The sequence below is a fragment of the Pseudonocardia terrae genome (assembly GCF_021343995.1).
GTDB lineage: Bacteria > Actinomycetota > Actinomycetes > Mycobacteriales > Pseudonocardiaceae > Pseudonocardia > Pseudonocardia terrae.
Window position 1 is genome coordinate 1 of record NZ_JAJTTE010000066.1, and the last position, 15,849, is coordinate 15,849.

The window sequence follows — 15,849 nt, forward strand, 5'->3', positions numbered from 1 at the left end:
TCGGTACCGCTCTGCGCGGCCGGACCTGGCGAGACCACGACATCGTCGTCTGCGGTCCGCCCCGCATGCAGCAGTCCGCCCTCAGCCGGCTCGTGGCCGCCGGCGTGCCCACCGACCGGATCCACTGCGACCCGCTCCCGACCTCGGTGGCGATCCGGCCGTGACCTCGCCGAACCTGCCGGACATCTGCCGCGACGACGACGGGGAGTCGCTCGACCCCGCCGATCCGGTCGACCCGGCCGCACCGGTCGACCTCGCGCTCGTCGCCGAGATCGTTCGCCGGGCCGGACTCGACTGCCGTGTCGACCCGGCCCCACCGGGCGCGCTGCGTGCGCGCCGCGCCCACGGGCCCGGACCGTGGACCGTCAGCGCGGGGAGCTGCCGCGAAGCCACGGCCCCGCTGGCGTTCGTCGGCCCGACCGGCTCGTCGCGGACCCGCCTGCTGCGCAACCCCGACGAACGCCACCTCGCCGCACTCGTCGTCCTCCAGGCCCTCCGGCCCGACCCCGACGAGCCGTTCACCCACGACGAGGCCGCCGCCTGCGGCCTCGCCGACGACCTGATCTGGGCCTGACCGCCCTCCCCACTCCCTGATCTCTTCGGCCGCGGCCCGGGTCGACCGAGTGCGGCGGCCGGGCGCGCAATGTGGATCCGCCCATCCGTGGCCCCGTCGAAGTGGTCGGCCTTCCGTTGTCGCCCCTTGCGATCCAGTTCACAGTGAAACGGTCCGTGCGGACGGCGACGGCCGCCGCCACCGCCGCGCGCACGGTCCACAGAGGACGACACCCGGACGGTCACCCGCACGGGCCCCGACACGATCGGGGCCCGCGCGGGAGCGTGGGCGCACACCGGCACCCGCGCCGCCCGGGCCGTGATCCGACGCCGGCAACGACGCCGGCACGACCCGAGGACGACCATGTCGCTCACCGCAGCCACGCCACCGATGCGCCTGTTCGCGGGCCGCCGGGGACTGATGCTCGCCAGCATCCTGCTCCTCAACTTCGTCGTCTGGCTCGACAGCGCGAAGTTCAGCCTGCTCAACCCGTTCTGGTCCGCCGACCTCCACCTGTCACCCGCGCAGATCTCCGGTGCCACGGCGAGCTACCTGCTCGGGTACTTCCCGCTGCTGCTGCTCGCCGGGATCATGGCCGACCGCATCGGCGCGAAACTGATGCTGATCATCTGCATCGTGGGGGTGACGGTGCTGTCGGCGACGATGGCGTTCGTCCACACCTACGAGGAGATGTGGTGGCGCAACTTCTTCTTCGGCATCTTCTTCGGGTTCCTGTGGGCACCGTCGCAGCGGCTGCTCTCGGTCTGGTTCCCGGGAGCGCTCAACGCCCGGGCCACCTCGGTCTGGATGAGCTCCTGCCTCGTGGCCGGCGTGATCGCCCCGGCGATCGCGCTGCCGCTCGCCAACCACCTGTCCTGGCGTGACGCGTTCCTGATCGTCGCGGCGCTCGGCGTCCCGGCGCTGATCATGCTCGTGCTGTTCACCTCCAACAAGCCGGAGAAGCTGCGGGGCATCTCCGCCGAGGAGGTCGCGTCGATCCGGCAGGAGCACCGCGGCGCGACCGTGCGGGAGAAGCTGACCTTCCGCGAGCTCCTGACCGCGCTCAAGAGCCGCAGCGTGCTCACGATGATCATCGCCACGGCGTTCGCGACGACCCCGACCTGGCTCTCCGGGCCGTGGCTGCCCTACGGCCTGATCACCCTCGAGAAGGTCAACCCCGACACCGTCGCCTGGGTGAGCCCGCTCATCGCCGCCGTTCCCGTGCTGTTCGGGTTGGTCAACGGCACGCTGGTCGCCCGGTTCTTCGGCGGCCGGACGCGGCCGTGGCTGGTCCTCGGCCCGGCCTGCGGGGCGATCGGCTTCGCGCTCGGTGTGGTGCTCCACGATTCCAGCTGGGTCCTGTGGGGCTTCTTCATCGGCGCCTTCGCGTTCCTCTGCGACCCGATGTTCTGGGGCACGGTCAACAGCTACTGGTCCGGCATCGCCCGTCCGGAGGTCACCGGCACGCTCAACGGCGCCTCGGCGGCCATGCAGGTGGCGGTGGGGTGGATCCTCACCGACCAGAGCGGCAAGTGGATCGACTCGGCGGCGGAGGGCCGGGCCCAGCTCGACACCGTGTGGATCGTGGGCGCGATCGTGTTCGCGATCGCGATCATCCCGGTCCTCCTCTCCCGCGAGGTGCGGGTGCACCAGGCCGTCGCGGCTGAGGTGTCGCCGGCCCCGCAGCCGTCGCCGACCGCCTAGGATCATCGCCGTCGCCGCAGGCCACCGCCCGCACGAGCTGCGGTGCTCCTCGGTCTGCGGCGCGACGGGAGACTCCGATGGGCTCGTTCGATGTGCTGCTGGACTCTGAACGCACCCAGCTCGACGCGTTCGTCGAGGAGTACCGCAGCGCGCTCGAGGCAGCCCTCGACGGCCTCACGGAGGAGCAGGCCCGCCGCCGGCTCGTCCCGTCGGCGACGACGGTGCTCGGGCTGCTCAAGCACGTCACGTGGATGCAACGGGTGTGGTTCGAGGAGTGCGTCGGCGGCACGTCCCGTCGGGAGCTCGGCCTGGTGCAAGGCCCGGACGAGTCCTTCCGCCTCGCCGACGACGACACCGTCGCCTCCGTCACGGCAGCCCACCGGGAGGCCTGCGCGACGGCCCGGGCGGCGGTCGCCGACCTGCCGCTGAACGCAGTCGTGACCGGTCACCGGGGCGGCCCCCGCACGCTGCACTGGGTGTACCTGCAGGTCCTGCGCGAGCTGGCCCACCACTGCGGGCACGCCGACATCCTGCGCGAACAACTACTCGCCGGCCGCGTCCGAGGGTGACGCGCGCGGATCAGGGACGCTCCTCCTCGTGGTCGCTCGCGACCCGGATGATCGTCTTGCCGGGGGTGCGCCGGTGGCGCGCGAACGCGGCGGCCGTCTCGTCGAGCGGGCGCACGTCGCCGACGACGGGCCTCAGGCGCCCGTCCCGGAGCCGCTGGGCCAGGTCGGCGAGCCGTGCCCGGTCGGGTTCGACGACGAAGAAGACGGCGCGGCCGTCGTCGGGGTGTACGGCGGGTGGCTCGGCGATGGTGACGAGGGTGCCGCCGGGGCGTAGGAGGGCGGTCGACCGCTCGAGGACGTCGCCGCCGATCACGTCGAGGACCACGTCGACCTGGCCGAGGCCGTCCAGGGCACCGCACCCGCCGGATAGCGGCGGGGCAGCGCGTCGAGAGCCGTGCCGGGCGGAGTCGTCGCCGGGTGCCGACGGGGTATCCAGCGGAGTGTCGGTCTACCTCGCCTGGACATCGCGACCGCCCGTCGATCTCGTCGGCCCGTGGGAGGAGGCCCGAACGGCCGCCCCGGGAGTTCTGCTGCTCGCGAGCGACGCCTCGCTCTCCGCCGTCTACCACGCGCTCAAATGGTGCCTACCGGACGACGCCGCTCTGGTCGTGACCGTCGTGGAGCAGACCCCGAAGTCGCGCGGGCTCGCGCCGGGGACGACGACCTGGCTGCGTGCGCGGACGGAACCGGCACGCGGCGCATGACGCGCATCGGCACGCCCGCCCACGACTAGAACCGTGCGGACGGGGTACGCGGGGCGCTTCACAACCCTGCCGCCCGCGGCCCGGCCGACGACGTCGTCACGGGGCCCGAACGGCCGGACGGAGCGCACCGATGAGGACGGGATCAGCCCAGGGCTGCGCCGGGCACGTGCACGAGGGCGGATTCTACGCCTCGGACGCGGAGTTCCTGGCGTTGATCGTGCCGTTCGTGACCGGCGGGACGGACGCAGGCGAGCCGGTCGTCATCGGCTACGACGAGCGCAAGTGCGACCTGCTACGCGCGGAGCTGCCCCGGACGGACACGGTCGACTTCATCGCCGACTCGGGGCTGTACGCGACGCCCGCGGGCGCCATCGAGGCCTACCGTCAGCAGTTCGAGCGCCACGTGGCAGCCGGTGCCGAGCAGATCCGCATTGCCGGCGACGTCCCGCACGAGGGCAACGGCGGGCGCTTCGCCGGCTGGGACCGGTACGAGTCCGCCGTCAACGCCGTCTGGCAGGACTACCCCGTCTACAGCCGCTGCCTGTACGACGCCACCGTCGTGGCCCAGCCCGTCCGCGACGTCGTCGAACGCACGCATCGTCGCCTCCTGACGCCCGACGGCGGCTGCACGAGCCCCCGCTACCAGGAGGTCACCGAGTTCGAGCGTCTGCCGTCGTCGGCCGATCCGCTCGAGGGCACCCCACCTGACCTCAGACTGGTCGATCCGTCGCTGCGGGAGACGCGGTGCCGCGTGGCGCAGGCCGCGCGCGGGCAGGTCGACCCCTCGACCGTCGCCGAGCTGCTCTTCGCGGTCTCGGAAGCCGTCACCAACGCCCGGCTGCACGGACGACCACCCCTCGTCGTGACGGGCTGGACCGGCGCCGACCGGATCGTCGTCCGGGTGCACGACACCGGCTCCGGCCCGCCCGACCCGCTGACCGGCCTGGTCCCCGCTCCCCACGGGTGCACCGGCGCCGGCCTCGGGCTCTGGCTCAGCCACCAGTCCACGCACATCGACATCGACCTGATCACCGCGGCCGACGGCTTCACCGTCCGGCTGCGCGGCGGTCGCCTCCCCGCGCAGAGCGCGGCCCGTGCGGCCCGGGCCCGGGCCGAGACCGCCCGTCGGAGCGCCGACGACGCCGGAGCCCGCGCCGAACGACTCCGGCGGCGCGCCGACACCGCCCGGGCGCACGCCGAATGCCGACGGCGGCGCCTGGTCGAGACCGAGGCCCGCCTCGCCGCGCTGATCGGGGGGCATGCGGTCCGGTCGGCGCCGGGGACAGCCCTCGCCGCCACCATCCACGACGCCGTCGCCGGCGCGCTGCTCACCCGCTCCGGCGGGGTCCTCCCGTTCGGTGATCTGCCCGGCCACCGGCTGCTGGACACCCGCTCGGCCGTGACGACCGCCGCCGCCCACCACCTCGGCGAAGGCGGCGACCGCACCCGCTTCCTCGCCCCGGATCCCGCAGGCGGCCTGATCCGAGTCACCGCGCTGCGCTGCCCCCCGCACCTCGGCACCACCCGCGGGATGCTCGTGCTGCTCTCGCCACCGCCGGACCTGCACCGGCTGACCCCGCTCGACCTGACCATCCTCGGGCTGCTGATCGACGACTGGCCGGACGGCCGGATCGCCGCGTGGCTGCAGCTGCCCGAGGGCACCGTGACCGGACGCATCGAGTACATCACCGCAGCTCTCCACGCCCCCGACCGCGCGCTCGCCCTCAGCCGGGCCACCCGGCGCGGCCTGTACATCCCCCGGTCGTTGGCCGCTCCCCCACCCGGTGGGGTCCCGCACTCCTGATCCACGCCCGCGACGGAGCCGCGAATCCGGACATCGGAGCACCGAACCTGGACACGGCGTTCTGCAGGACGACGGGCCTCAGGGTCGCAGCAGGACCGACGCGAGCGGCCGCCGCGGCGTCGGCGCCAACGGTGCGGCACCGGGGAGCGGGACGCCGATCCGGATGAGGATCTGCGGCTCGTCCGGCATCCGCAGCGCCGCGCACAACCGCGTGCGAGTCGAGGGGAGCTCAACTGCCTGGCTGAGCGGAGCGGTGGCCAGGCCGGCACGGGTCGCGGCGAGGAGCACGGCACTCAGCGCCTCGCCCGCCGCGAGCCTGGCCGCGGCGTCGTCGCGCGGCGTGGCGAGGAGCAGGAGCGTCCCGCCGTCCGTACCGCCGGACGTGCCGGAACCTCGGCACGGGGCGAGCGTCCCGGCGGGGAACCGCTGCAGGTGCGGTTGGTCCCACAGCCCGGTCCGGGTCGGCACCGCACCGCGCGGGACGCCGTCGTGGGCGTTGGCGTAGCGGTGCGTCCACAGCAGGAGCTCGGCGAGGCAGCCCGGCACGCGCCGCTGCTCGCGCGCGGCGGAGCGCAGCACCTCGTTCACCCGATGCAGCACGGTCGGGTCGATCACCGGCAGCGCGAGGACCCCGTGGCGAGCCGCCCGGCTGACGAGAGCGGCCAGCCGCCCGGCGGGAACGGCCTGCGCGGAGTAGGGCCGCCGGTCGCTGTGGCGGCGCTCGAGCTGGCCGAAGAGTGCGGCCGCGGACGGATCCGGCCGGCCGTCGACGAGGCGGACGGTCGCCAGGTGCTGCTCGTTCTCGGGATCGGGCAGGTACTCGACGTCGACGGCCGCGCCGAGTCCTGCGACGGCGACCCGGAGGTGATGCAGCGCCGCGCCGCAGCTGATGAGCAGGTCACGGCGGCCGGGGTCCGTGTCCACCAGGTGCCGGGTGGGGTCGGCGTGCAGCTCCACCTCGGTGCGCCGCACCCGCCAGCGCCACGGCTGGGTGTTGTGCACCGACGGCGCCCGGAGCGCGAGCGCGACGGCCCGCTCGAGCAGGTCACGGCCGACCTTCCCGGTCGTCTCGGCCCGTCCGGACATCGCCTGCGGGTTCGCCGGTGCGGTGGCGGCGCCCTGGATACGGATCAGCGATGTCACGACGAGTCCTCCTGCCTGCTGCGCTGCAGTGCTGTGGACAAGTCCACCAGGTTCCCACTATTTTCACAAGCAAATCTTGTTTTTAATGCTGCGTCGTGCGCTCCGCACGACGGGCCTGGGGGGCACATCTGGTGCCCCGGCCGGCCCCGTTCCACACGTCACGTCGGACGAGGCGATCGGCCGGCTCGTCACGATGCTCGACGACCTCGACTTCGCCCCCGAGCCCGTCCGCGACGACCAGGGGACGACCGACCGGGTACGGCTGCGGCACTGCCCGTTCCTCGAGCTCGCCGGACCACACCGCGACCTCGTCTGCCCGGTGCACCTGGGGCTGATGCAGGGCGCGCTCGGCGAACTCCGCGCCCCCGTCCAGGTCAGCGCGCTCGAACCGTTCGCGGAGGCCACCGCCTGCATCGCCCGTGTCGCCCCTCCCGGCGGAGGGACGCTCGCCGATGGACCGCACCCGCCGCCCGCAGCCCGCACTCGTCGACGACAACCCGACCGCCGCCGCAGCCGCTCGTACCGCACCGGCCGGGAAGTCCTCAGCCACAGCCTTCACCGGAGCCGGAGGTCCGCTTCCGACAAGGTTGCCCTGCCACGGGCGCACCATCCTGCTGGGACTGGCCGCGCTGGTGGTCGCGGCGGCGGGCGTCAAGGCGGCCGCATGGCTGATCGGCCCGGTCTTCCTCGCGCTCGTCGTCGCGACCATGGTGAGTCCGCTGCAGCGGCGCCTGCGCCGGCTCGGGTGGCTCACCGGCGACGCGACCGAGGCCAACACGGTGCTCGCATCGGTGCTGGCCCGGCTCGCCGAGCTCGGCGTCGGGCCCGAGCAGCTGCGCGCCGTGCTGTCCTCCTTCGACACGAACCGGCTGGTGTCGCTGGTGACCGGCCTGCTCGTCGGGCTCGGTGGGCTGGCCGCGGACCTGGTCTTCCTGCTCACCCTGCTGCTGTTCCTGATCGCCGAGTCGGGTGGGGCGGGCGCGCGACTGGCCGAGTTGTCCACGGACCGGGCCCCGCTCGCCACGGCGTTGGGCGGCTTCGCCCGGAGCACGCGCCGCTTCATTGCGGTGACGACGGTGATCGGCCTGGTCACCGGGGCCGTCGACGCCGTCTTCCTGTGGGCCGTCGGGGTACCGCTGGCGGTGTTGTGGGGAGTCCTGGTCTTCCTCACCAACTACATCCCCTACCTGGGCTTCTGGATCGGGCTGCACCCCCTGCGGTCCTGGCGCTGCTGGTCGGCGGCTGGCCACTGCTGCTGGTGGTGCCGGGGGTGTTCCTCGTGGTCAACTTCGTCCTCACCTCCGTGGTACAGCCGTACTACATCGGTGACGACGTCGACCCGAACGCCCGCTGGGCGGCGACCTGGCTCGGTCGGGTCGGGCCGGCCGCCGACCTGCCGCGCAAAGGACTTGAACTCAACCACGGTCGAGCTTCTACCGTGGTCGGCACGTCACCGGCGGACCGGCGCCGTCGAGCCGGTGCGGACTGCTCCGACCGGCGCGGACCGACAGGGGGAAACGATCATGACCGTCGAGCTGAACCACACGATCGTCGCGAGCAAGGACAAGGTGGCCGGGGCGAAGTTCCTGGCGGAGCTGCTCGGCCTGCCCGACCCACAGCCGTTCGGGCCCTTCCAGGTGCTGGCACTGGCCCACGGACTGAGCCTGGACTTCGCCAGCACGGACGAGGAGATCCACCCCCAGCACTACGCCTTCCTCGTCACCGAAACCGAGTTCGACGAGATCTTCGCCCGGATCACCGACCAGGACATCCGCTACTGGGCCGAGCCGCACCCGCCGCACGGGGAAGGCACGATCAACACCCGGGACGGCGGTCGGGGCCTGTACTTCGCCAGCCCGGACGGCCACTACCTCGAGATCCTGACCCGCCCCTACGGCAGCGGCGGCTGAGCAGGAACCGACCGATCCCGGCCGGCCGGCGCTTCCTCGGTCACCGTCACGCAGCACCGGCCGGGGGCCGGATCCAGCCGGGCCCGCAACCCGGGACACCCGAACTCCTCGAGGAAGGCGGCGACCAGGCTCAGGTTCATCCCGCACACCAGCGCGGGGTGATCACGGGCGAGTGCGTGGAACGGGCAGTTCCCGAGCACCGTCACGGCTCCGTGCTGCCGCGGCTCGTACCCGTACCGGTCGAGGGCGGCGGCGACGTCACGGGGCGTCGGGGTGGCCGGAGCCCCTCGTTGCCGAGCCTCGGCGCCCAGGCGGCGCCCGGTCGCCGTCGCGGCGTCCCGGACGGCGTCGAGCACCGGCGTGGCGTCCCGGGCTGCCCCGTCGACGCCCTCGGCGAGGATCTGACCCGCCAGGTCGTACTGCCGCTGCGGGAGCGTGACCGCGACCTGCCGCGCCGAGCGCCGGTAGAGCTTGGTGGGGCGGCCCGCGCCCGGTCCCCGTCGGCCCGACAGCCGGCGGAACTCCGTGTCGAGGAGCCCCTCCTCGACGAGTTTGTCGAGGTGGAACTTCGCGGTGTGCCGGGCCAGTCCGACGCCCTCGGCCGCGCCGTCCCGGCTCACCGGCTCCGCCTGCGCCACCACGTACAGGTACAACGCCCGGCGAGCGGGTTCGGCGAGCGCGCTCACGCCGCTGACCTGCGAGACGAAGTCCTCCACCAGCCCACACCTTCTAACGGACACAATCATTGACTCAACAGCGCCGTGCTTCTAAGGTCCACGATAGCGTCCTTTAGAGCTCGGGAGGGGTCATGGCCGCACAGAACATCCCGCCCACCCCGCGGCGGGGACGAGGCTCCGGCACTGCCTCTCGGGCAGGCCGGCGATGAGCGGCCCGCGAACCGTCGTGATCGTCGGCGCCGGGCTGGCCGGCGCGACGGCGGCCGAGGCCCTGCGCACCGGCGGCTTCGACGGCCGGATCACGCTCGTCGGCGCCGAACCGCACCGGCCGTATGAACGGCCGCCGCTGTCCAAGGACTACCTGCAGGGTCGCGCCGACCGCGCATCCCTCGACGTGCGACCGGCCCAGTGGTACGTCGACAACCGCATCGAGCTGCGGCTCGACACCCTCGTGACCAAGGTGCACCGCCACGCCCACGAGCTCGAGACCGCCACCGGCGCCTGGCTGCCCTACGACAAACTGCTGCTCACCACCGGCGCACGACCACGCCGGCTGCCGGTACCGGGGGCCCGCCTCCCCGGTGTGCACTACCTGCGCACCGTCGACGACACCCGGCAGCTGCGCGCCGCACTCACACCCGGATCCCGCGTCGTGATCATCGGGGGCGGCTGGATCGGGCTCGAGACCGCCGCGGCCGCCCGCGCTGCCGGCGCCGAGGTGACCGTTCTCGAGCACGCGGCCCGACCCCTGCAGTCGGTTCTCGGACCGCGACTGGCCGGTGTCTTCGCCGACCTGCACACCGGACACGGTGTTCAGCTGCGGTGCGGGGTCACCGTCACCGCCATCCGTCCGGCCGGAGGCACCCCGGCGCGGGCGGGCGCGGTCGTCCTCGCCGACGGGACCGAGATCGACGCCGACCTCGTCGTCGTCGGGATCGGGGTCGAGCCGGAGGTCGAGCTCGCCCGGTCCTGCGGCCTCGACGTCGACGACGGGATCCTGGTCGACGCCCACCTCGTGTCCTCCGACCGCGACATCCTCGCGGCAGGCGACGTCGCCAACGCCTTCCACCCGCTGCTGGGCCGGCGGATCCGGGTCGAGCACTGGGCCAACGCGCTGCATCAGCCCGTCGTCGCCGCGAAGACGATCCTCGGCGAGGACGCCACCTACGACCGGCTGCCCTACTTCTTCACCGACCAGTACGACCTCGGCATGGAGTACACCGGCTGGGTCGACCCGCAGCAGGAGCACGACGTCGTCGTCCGGGGTGATCTCGCCCGTCGCGAGTTCGTCGCCTTCTGGGTGCTGCGCGGCCGCCTCGCGGCGGCCATGAACGTCAACCTCTGGGACGTCACCGAGATCGTCGGTGGCCTGATCCGTGACGGCGTTCCGATCGACCCCGCAGCACTCGCCGATCCCGCGGTGCCGCTCGAGCAGGTCACCCGGAGACGGGCCGCCGGCTGAGGCACGTCGCGGGGTCGTCGACCAGCCGTGAGCGGACCACGGGCCAGGCCGGCGACAGCGGGTCGATCAAAGCGAAATGCCCCGCTCCGGGCACGACGACGACCTCGGTCCCCGGGTGCGCATCCGCGTACCGGCGGGCCTGGTCCGGCGGCACGATCCGGTCCCGCTCGCCGTGGACGATCGTCGGCGCGGACCCGATGGGGCCCAGCCGGATCGGGTCGAGGTCGGGACGGGTGTCCGGGTCGGCGCCCAGGAAGGCCGCCACCGCACCGTCGCCCAACCCGGCCCGACGAGCCGCGACCAGGTCGGCCACCGGCGCGAGCGCGACGGTGGCGACCAGCCCGGGAGGCGGTCCCGACGCCGCGGCCCACAAGGCGAGGTGCCCGCCGGCGGAATGGCCCGCGACGACGATCGGGCCGCCGACCTCCGCCGCGAGCGCCAGGGCAGCCCGGATGTCGGTCGTCGAGGCGTCGGGGTCGCCCGGCACCCGGCGGTACTCCACGGAGACCACCGTCCGGCCCTCGTCGCGCAGCGCCGAGGCGAACGGCCGCAGGTGCGTCCGGTCGTAGGCGGGCCGCCAGAAGCCGCCGTGGACCAGGCACAGCACCGGGCGCCGGGCGGCCCCGGTCCCGCCGCGGTAGATCTCGACCAGCTGGTCGGGATCATCGCCGTACATCCGGACCTCGTCCGGCTCGGGCGCGGCCCGGGTCAGCACCGAACGGTCCTCCCCGCCGGCGGCGGCGTCGTGGTCGTCGATCACCAGGTACTCCGTCCGGTGCCGGAGTTCGCCTACTCGGCGCTGGGGGTGCCCTGCGTGCGGAACGCAAGGTAGTCGCCGAGGGTCAGCGCGTCTCCGTCGAGGATCAGGACATCGCCCTCGGCCATCGAGAACGGCTCGGCGTCGATCTCCTGGACGGTGCCGTCGTCGTGACGGACTGCCTCGAACCGGAGCTCGCGGACCCCGTCCGAGGTCAGCAGGTGGGCGGTGCGCTCGGGAAGGGCTGGCATCCCCGGGGCGTACCCGCGTCACCCGATGTCACTCGGCTACGCCGACCCCGCGCGGTGGCCGGCGGTTCACCTGCGTCGGGCGATGCCGGAGAGGACCAGAGCCGGAGCATCGGGCGCCGCCCGGGCGCCGTGCAGGCGGCGACGCCTCACCGATCTCCTCAGCGGTAGGAGCGACCCATGGGAGCCACGGCCTCGGCCGACGCCGGCCGGACCGAGATCCGTCCGTTCACGATCGACGTGCCCGAGGAGCAGCTCACCGACCTGCGCAGACGCATCGTCGCGACGAAATGGCCCGACCAGGAACCCGACGCCTCGCAGGGCGTGCGGCTCGAGACGATCCAGGCACTCGCCGACTACCGGGCGACCGGGTACGACTGGCGCCGGTTCGAGGAGCGGTTCGCCGCCCTTCCGCCTTCGTCACCGAGATCGACGGCGTGGACATCCACTTCCTCCACGTCCGCTCCGCCCACGAGGATGCCCTGCCGCTCGTCGTCACGCACGGGTGGCCGGGCTCGACGGTCGAGCAGCTGAAGATCATCGACCCGCTCACCCGGCCGACCGACCACGGCGCGAGCGCCTCGGACGCGTTCCACCCCGTGATCCCGTCCCTGCCCGGCTACGGCTTCTCCGGGAAGCCGACCGAGACCGGCTGGGACCCGGTCCGCATCGCGCGCGCCTGGATCGAGCTGATGCACCGCCTCGGCTACACGCGCTACGTCGCGCAGGGCGGTGACCGGGGCAACTCGGTCACGGAGCAGATGGCCCTGGCCAAGCCCGCGGGGCTGCTCGGACCCGTCCTGTACTTCGTCGACGCCGACGGCCGCATCCGCCACCACCACTTCGGCGAGGAGGACTACGAACGGTCGGAACGGGTGATCCAGCAGCTGCTCGCCGAGGCGGGACGCGACGACGTCGATCGGGACCTCGTGTCCGTCGAGCCCGGCGGCGTGTTCCTCGCTGCGGATTGGACGACTCTCCGTTCGCCGGAGACCTACGTCGGCTACGCCCGGGCCACCGGCTTCGCCTCGCCGACCAGCGTCGCCCCGGACCGGAGCAGGGCCTACGACACGCCCTCCCGGCTCGCCCTCAACCAGTGGGCGCTCGCGGGCGAGTGGACGGTGGGAGACCAGATCACGACGCTCGACGAACCCGGCGGACGGATCGTGCACCGCTTCCACGGGAGGGACCTCAACCTCGTGCTCGGGGGGGCGGCGTGCCGGTGCGCTTCCGGGTGCGGGTCGACGGGGCGCCGCCGGAGGGGGTCGCCCGGCTCGACATCGACGAGCGGGACGAGGGCACGATCGACGAGGAGCGGCTCCACCAGCTCATCCGTCAGGACGGCCCGATCGCCGACCGCACCGCCGAGATCACCTTCCTCGACGCCGGCGCCCAGGCCTACGTGTTCACCTTCGGCTAGCGACCCGCGACCGACGAATTCCGATCACGTCTTCGCAGAGCGACCGAAAAGCGAATGAGAACCTCCGCGGTCGTTCCCGCGAGCCCTTTCGACAATCGACAGAATCGGTAACCTCTGCCGTTCCGTGATAGAGCGGGAGCAGCCGAGGGCGGCCCTGCTCGACAGGCGCATGCCCGGACCGCCGTGGCGGCCCGGCCCACACTCCGGCCGGGCTGGGTCCGCACTCCGGCGGTGTTAGGCGAGCGTGCGCGGCTGCACGCGAACCCAGCTCCCACCTGCGTCGATGTAGTCCGCGGTGTCGTCGTCGAGCCAGACCCCGCCCGTGGCGAGGTAGCGGAAGCGGTGTGCGCCGGGCGGAAGGACGACCGACACGCTACGGGTGCCGTTGCGGCGGCGGACCAGCTCGTGGCGGCCCGGCTCCCAGGAGTTGAAATCGCCCACCACGCTCACCTGCCCGACCGGTTCGTGTCCGGGCAGGCTGAACGTCACACGATTCTTGCCGCCGAACAGCGGAGCGCGCCTCAGCATTCCGACCTCCCATGCAGAACAACCCCGGGAACCCTAGAGACGACGCGCCTCCGGCGGTGCGAGCGACACACGCCGCCCCGGTAAACATCACGCGTCCGGCGGCATCGCCGCGCTGCCGTCGCCCGCGCGGCATCGCCCGCGCCGCCGTCGGCCGGCGCGATCATACGTTCCCGGTCGCCGTCGCCGGAGCGGTGGGCGCCGGCACGGATGCGCCCGTGAGGAAGCTCCACATCAGCCCGGCGGCCGAGGGCGGCCACGTGTGCCCGGACGACGGGTAGACGACCAGCTCGACGGACGTGCCGTCCGCGCAGCCCGTCCAGCGGCTGACGGTCGCACCCCCCGACGCCGACCGTTCCGGTGCGGCGACGCACCGGTCCTGGCCGCGGAGGTCGGCGACCGCCGTCTGGACGCCGACGGTCGGCGGGTGCGCCCGTGGAGCGCCCGCGAACGGCAGGATCGTGTCCCGCCCGCCGGCCGCCAGCAGGAACGGATGCGGGTGGTCGTCGCCCGGGCACGCGGTGAGCGGCACCGCCCCCTTACGTGGCGACGCCCGCGTACCGGGCGGGATCGGCACACAGGACGCTGTAGGCGAGCTTGCCACCGTTGCTGTAGCCCGCCAGGTAGATCCGCGAAGGGTCGATCGGCAGGTCCCGCACCGACGTCGCGGCGACCGCCGCGACGAACGCGGTGTCCGGAGGACGTTGCCGGCCGGCCAGGCCGCAGCATCCGGCGCCGGCGTTCCAGGACCGGCCGACGCCGTCGGGGTAGGCCAGCACCGCTCGCCCGCTCCGGGCCAGCGGCAGGAACCCGGTGGTGCGCAGGGCCGTCCAGCCGCCCTCGCCGCGGCCCGCGAGCACGATCAGCAGCGGGAGGCGAGCCTCGGCGAAGGCGTGCGCGGGGGTGACCGTGCGGAACGTGCGCGCCGTCCCGAGGTGCCGGTCGGGGCCCGCGTCCTGCTCGACATCGACGACCCGCTGACCTTCGCGGTCACCCACCTGGCCGTGATCGCGGCCGGGCGCAGCAGCGCCCCCGTGAACCCGTCAGGTCCGCCCGCGGAGACGGCCCGGGCCCGCGCCGCGCTCGATCCGGCCCTCGTGCTCACCGACCGCGAGCGGCGGCCCGGTATCCGGAACCGCGTCGACAGCCTCGGCGATCGGCTCTACACGATAGACGCGCTCCTCGACGGGCTCCTCGACGGTGCGCCCGCGACGAGCCGGCCTGCGCCGATCGCGGAGCCGGGTTCGGCCGTACTCCTCACCTCCGGGTCGACCGGCACGCCGAAGACGGTCGAGCTGTCCGAACAGCAGCTGCTGCACGTGGCCTCCTGCATCGCCGCGCACCATCGGCTCACCGGGGCCGACCGCGGCTACTGCCCGCTGCCCCTGTTCCACGTCAACGCCCAGGTGGTCGGGCTGCTCGCCACCCTCGTCGCCGGCGGCGAGCTGGTGCTCGACCGCCGGTTCCGGCGCACCGGTTTGTGGCAGCTGGTCGCCGAGCGGGACGTCACGTGGGTCAACGCGGTCCCGGCGATCCTGGCGATCCTCGCCCGTGACCCGGATCCGCCCCACGTCCCGTCGTCGCTGCGGTTCGTGCGTTCGGCCTCCGCCCCGCTGCCCGCCCCGATCCGTGCCCTCTTCCGGGCCTGTACCGGCCTGCCGGTGGTGGAGAGCTACGGCATGACCGAGGCGGCCAGCCAGATCACCGCGACGCCGGTGGACGAGAACGGCCCGGACGGATCGGCGGGGCGCCCCGTCGGCGTGCAGGTCCGGATCACCGACGAGGCGGGCCGGCCGCTCCCGCCGGGCACGGTCGGACGGGTACGGATCCGCGGAGCGGGCGTGATCACGTCCTACGGTGGCGGCGCGGCGGCGGACCGCTTCGACGCCGGCGGCTGGCTCGACACCGGCGACCTCGGTCGCCTCGACGCCGACGGCTTCCTGCACCTGGCGGGCCGCGCCGACGACGTGGTCAACCGGGGCGGCGAACTCGTGCACCCGCAGGAGGTCGAGGCGGTCCTGCTCGGCGAGCCCGACGTCGCCGAGGCCGTCGTCGTCGGCCGGCCGCACGACGTACTCGGCGCGGTGCCCGTCGCCTACGTCCGCCCCGGTGCGGACGCGGCGGCGGGCCTGGTCGAGCGGCTCGCGGCGCGTTGCGCGGACGAGCTCGCGCCGTTCAAGCGACCGACGGAGATCCGGCTGGTCGACGCGTTCCCGAAGGGCCCGACCGGGAAGGTGCGGCGGGTCGAGGTCCGCCGGCTGCTGGACGAGCAGCCCGTCGGGTGAGGGCGGCATCGTCCCGTCCCCCTGCACCGATGCCGACACCAGCGGCACCGGCGGCACCAGCGGTCGCGTCCCGCCCGCGTCCTGCGCA

General features: G+C 73.6%; 17 protein-coding genes and 1 pseudogene. 10 read left to right on the plus strand and 8 right to left on the minus strand.

Annotation, left to right across the window (positions count from 1 at the left end; all coding sequences use genetic code 11):
* The first annotated feature begins 160 nt into the window (after nt 1-160).
* The 3 genes from LWC33_RS30005 to LWC33_RS30015 all read left to right on the plus strand — a co-directional run bounded on the left by LWC33_RS30005 (nt 161) and on the right by LWC33_RS30015 (nt 2,826).
* On the plus strand, nt 161-574 hold the full coding sequence (locus tag LWC33_RS30005; protein ID WP_233308047.1) for a hypothetical protein: 414 nt from the start codon (nt 161-163) through the stop codon (nt 572-574).
* Nucleotides 575-916: 342 nt separating this feature from the next.
* Nucleotides 917-2,257: an MFS transporter gene (locus LWC33_RS30010; protein ID WP_233308048.1), complete on the plus strand. Its 1,341-nt coding sequence runs from the start codon at nt 917-919 to the stop codon at nt 2,255-2,257.
* 77 nt (nt 2,258-2,334) lie between these two features.
* The gene (locus LWC33_RS30015) at nt 2,335-2,826 is read left to right on the plus strand and encodes a DinB family protein (protein ID WP_233308049.1); all 492 of its coding nucleotides are present in this window, start codon (nt 2,335-2,337) and stop codon (nt 2,824-2,826) included.
* Between the two features lie 10 nt (nt 2,827-2,836).
* Here the strand turns inward: LWC33_RS30015 and LWC33_RS30020 are convergent, their stop codons facing one another.
* The gene (locus LWC33_RS30020) at nt 2,837-3,151 is read right to left on the minus strand and encodes a zinc-binding dehydrogenase (RefSeq protein ID WP_233308050.1); all 315 of its coding nucleotides are present in this window, start codon (nt 3,149-3,151) and stop codon (nt 2,837-2,839) included.
* Nucleotides 3,152-3,266: 115 nt separating this feature from the next.
* On the opposite strand from LWC33_RS30020, the gene LWC33_RS30025 reads away from it, so the two are divergent.
* Together LWC33_RS30025 and LWC33_RS30030 are read left to right on the plus strand one after the other, a co-directional pair.
* Nucleotides 3,267-3,530: a hypothetical protein gene (locus LWC33_RS30025; RefSeq protein WP_233308051.1), complete on the plus strand. Its 264-nt coding sequence runs from the start codon at nt 3,267-3,269 to the stop codon at nt 3,528-3,530.
* Between the two features lie 130 nt (nt 3,531-3,660).
* Nucleotides 3,661-5,334 carry a sensor histidine kinase gene (locus tag LWC33_RS30030; protein WP_233308052.1) on the plus strand — a complete coding sequence of 558 codons (1,674 nt, stop codon included), beginning with the start codon at nt 3,661-3,663 and terminating at the stop codon, nt 5,332-5,334.
* A gap of 78 nt (nt 5,335-5,412) precedes the next feature.
* On the opposite strand, the gene LWC33_RS30035 is transcribed toward LWC33_RS30030, so the two are convergent.
* A complete protein-coding gene (locus LWC33_RS30035; RefSeq protein ID WP_233308053.1) occupies nt 5,413-6,477 on the minus strand; it encodes an Acg family FMN-binding oxidoreductase in 1,065 nt (354 codons plus the stop codon).
* A gap of 587 nt (nt 6,478-7,064) precedes the next feature.
* Between LWC33_RS30035 and LWC33_RS36315 the strand changes: the two genes are divergently transcribed.
* The gene (locus LWC33_RS36315) at nt 7,065-8,387 is read left to right on the plus strand and encodes an AI-2E family transporter (protein WP_308191026.1); all 1,323 of its coding nucleotides are present in this window, start codon (nt 7,065-7,067) and stop codon (nt 8,385-8,387) included.
* On the opposite strand, the gene LWC33_RS30050 is transcribed toward LWC33_RS36315, so the two are convergent.
* Nucleotides 8,369-9,103 carry a helix-turn-helix transcriptional regulator gene (locus LWC33_RS30050; RefSeq protein WP_233308054.1) on the minus strand — a complete coding sequence of 245 codons (735 nt, stop codon included), beginning with the start codon at nt 9,101-9,103 and terminating at the stop codon, nt 8,369-8,371. The two genes, LWC33_RS36315 and LWC33_RS30050, sit on opposite strands and share 19 nt — an antisense overlap.
* A 166-nt stretch (nt 9,104-9,269) precedes the next feature.
* On the opposite strand from LWC33_RS30050, the gene LWC33_RS30055 reads away from it, so the two are divergent.
* The gene (locus LWC33_RS30055) at nt 9,270-10,526 is read left to right on the plus strand and encodes an NAD(P)/FAD-dependent oxidoreductase (protein WP_233308055.1); all 1,257 of its coding nucleotides are present in this window, start codon (nt 9,270-9,272) and stop codon (nt 10,524-10,526) included.
* On the opposite strand, the gene LWC33_RS30060 is transcribed toward LWC33_RS30055, so the two are convergent.
* Together LWC33_RS30060 and LWC33_RS30065 are read right to left on the minus strand one after the other, a co-directional pair.
* Nucleotides 10,501-11,286 carry an alpha/beta hydrolase gene (locus LWC33_RS30060; protein ID WP_233308056.1) on the minus strand — a complete coding sequence of 262 codons (786 nt, stop codon included), beginning with the start codon at nt 11,284-11,286 and terminating at the stop codon, nt 10,501-10,503. The genes LWC33_RS30055 and LWC33_RS30060 overlap by 26 nt on opposite strands.
* Nucleotides 11,287-11,315: 29 nt before the next feature.
* Nucleotides 11,316-11,534 carry a hypothetical protein gene (locus tag LWC33_RS30065; protein ID WP_233308057.1) on the minus strand — a complete coding sequence of 73 codons (219 nt, stop codon included), beginning with the start codon at nt 11,532-11,534 and terminating at the stop codon, nt 11,316-11,318.
* Nucleotides 11,535-11,711: 177 nt separating this feature from the next.
* Here LWC33_RS30065 and LWC33_RS36660 point away from each other — a divergent pair.
* Nucleotides 11,712-12,727 (plus strand): annotated as a pseudogene (locus tag LWC33_RS36660) (epoxide hydrolase N-terminal domain-containing protein); the annotation flags it as partial.
* A gap of 38 nt (nt 12,728-12,765) precedes the next feature.
* Nucleotides 12,766-12,951, plus strand: a complete 186-nt coding sequence (locus LWC33_RS36665; RefSeq protein WP_372476719.1) for a hypothetical protein — start codon at nt 12,766-12,768, stop codon at nt 12,949-12,951.
* Nucleotides 12,952-13,185: 234 nt separating this feature from the next.
* On the opposite strand, the gene LWC33_RS30075 is transcribed toward LWC33_RS36665, so the two are convergent.
* From LWC33_RS30075 to LWC33_RS36320, 3 genes are all read right to left on the minus strand, one after another.
* Nucleotides 13,186-13,479, minus strand: coding sequence for an isoamylase early set domain-containing protein (locus LWC33_RS30075; protein ID WP_233308058.1), 294 nt, complete (start codon nt 13,477-13,479; stop codon nt 13,186-13,188).
* A 160-nt stretch (nt 13,480-13,639) separates the two neighbouring features.
* Nucleotides 13,640-14,008: an alpha/beta hydrolase family protein gene (locus tag LWC33_RS30080; RefSeq protein WP_233308059.1), complete on the minus strand. Its 369-nt coding sequence runs from the start codon at nt 14,006-14,008 to the stop codon at nt 13,640-13,642.
* Nucleotides 14,009-14,015: 7 nt separating this feature from the next.
* A complete protein-coding gene (locus tag LWC33_RS36320) occupies nt 14,016-14,474 on the minus strand; it encodes an alpha/beta hydrolase family protein (protein ID WP_233308060.1) in 459 nt (152 codons plus the stop codon).
* Between LWC33_RS36320 and LWC33_RS30090 the strand changes: the two genes are divergently transcribed.
* Nucleotides 14,412-15,761 (plus strand): AMP-binding protein, encoded by a 1,350-nt coding sequence (locus LWC33_RS30090; protein WP_233308061.1) that lies wholly within the window; start codon nt 14,412-14,414, stop codon nt 15,759-15,761. The two genes, LWC33_RS36320 and LWC33_RS30090, sit on opposite strands and share 63 nt — an antisense overlap.
* The last annotated feature ends 88 nt before the right edge of the window (nt 15,762-15,849 follow it).

Excerpts from the sequence above, each read along its gene's own strand:
- LWC33_RS30055 (WP_233308055.1), top strand. The coding sequence starts at position 9,270 with ATGAGCGGCCCGCGAACCGTCGTGATCGTCGGCGCCGGGCTGGCCGGC.
- LWC33_RS30075 (WP_233308058.1), bottom strand. The coding sequence starts at position 13,479 with ATGCTGAGGCGCGCTCCGCTGTTCGGCGGCAAGAATCGTGTGACGTTC.
- LWC33_RS30015 (WP_233308049.1), top strand. The coding sequence starts at position 2,335 with ATGGGCTCGTTCGATGTGCTGCTGGACTCTGAACGCACCCAGCTCGAC.
- LWC33_RS30030 (WP_233308052.1), top strand. The coding sequence starts at position 3,661 with ATGAGGACGGGATCAGCCCAGGGCTGCGCCGGGCACGTGCACGAGGGC.
- LWC33_RS30065 (WP_233308057.1), bottom strand. The coding sequence starts at position 11,534 with ATGCCAGCCCTTCCCGAGCGCACCGCCCACCTGCTGACCTCGGACGGG.
- LWC33_RS30010 (WP_233308048.1), top strand. The coding sequence starts at position 917 with ATGTCGCTCACCGCAGCCACGCCACCGATGCGCCTGTTCGCGGGCCGC.